Origin of the sequence: Massilia sp. CT11-108 (assembly GCF_047302915.1) — a bacterium.
Classification (GTDB): domain Bacteria; phylum Pseudomonadota; class Gammaproteobacteria; order Burkholderiales; family Burkholderiaceae_D; genus Telluria; species Telluria orientalis.
In genome coordinates this window covers 1-712 of the sequence record NZ_JBKYMO010001107.1, presented here as the reverse complement: position 1 = coordinate 712, position 712 = coordinate 1, and the positions used below count along the sequence as shown (strand labels likewise).

1 protein-coding gene is annotated in these 712 nt (G+C 68.4%); it reads left to right on the top strand.

Annotated elements, in window-relative coordinates; translation table 11 throughout:
• Nucleotides 1–109: 109 nt before the first annotated feature.
• The coding region (locus tag ACEN88_RS33435) for a sugar-binding domain-containing protein (RefSeq protein WP_413346633.1) at nt 110–712 on the top strand (603 nt) is incomplete at its 3' end.

Below are 712 nucleotides of genomic sequence, written 5' to 3'. Positions count from 1 at the left end.
CTGAGTCCTGTGCAATACAGAACTCAGGCCTTGGCTGCCTAGCAAACTAACCGTCCAACTTTACGGGGTCAGTTCATTCGCGGGCCCTTTTTTCATTTTGGAGCCCTAGATGCACGCTACCATGATCCGTATTTGCCGGGTGCTCGTCCTGGCCCTTTCCTGTGTCGCCTCCGTCCAGGCGGCACCCCGTACCGTCACCGCGCTGGACGACGGCTGGGAATTCGCCAAGGGCGCGCCGGTTGGCTGGACCGCCGTCGCGCTGCCCCACACGTTCAACGCGGACGACGGCACGTCGCCGAATCCCTATCGCGGCGCGGGCTGGTACCGGCGCACGCTCACGGCGCCTGCCGTCAAAGGAGGGCGCACGTATCTCGAATTCGACGGCGCCGCACTGTCGACGGACGTCTGGCTGAACGGCACGCGCATCGGCCGCCACGAAGGCGGCTTCGCGCGCTTCCGCTTCGACGTCACGGACCAGCTGCGGGCCGGCGCCAACGTGCTGCTGGTCCGCGTCGACAACACGCGCCAGCCGGACGTCGCGCCGCTCGGTGGCGACTACACGCTGTACGGCGGCCTGTACCGGCGCGTGCGGCTCGTGACGACGGCCGACGTGCACGTCGACATGCTCGATGCGGGCGGCCCGGGCGTGTTTTTCAATACACCCGAGGCGACGCGTCCGCCCTGGCGCGGGGGCGGGGCGGACGACCGCCCG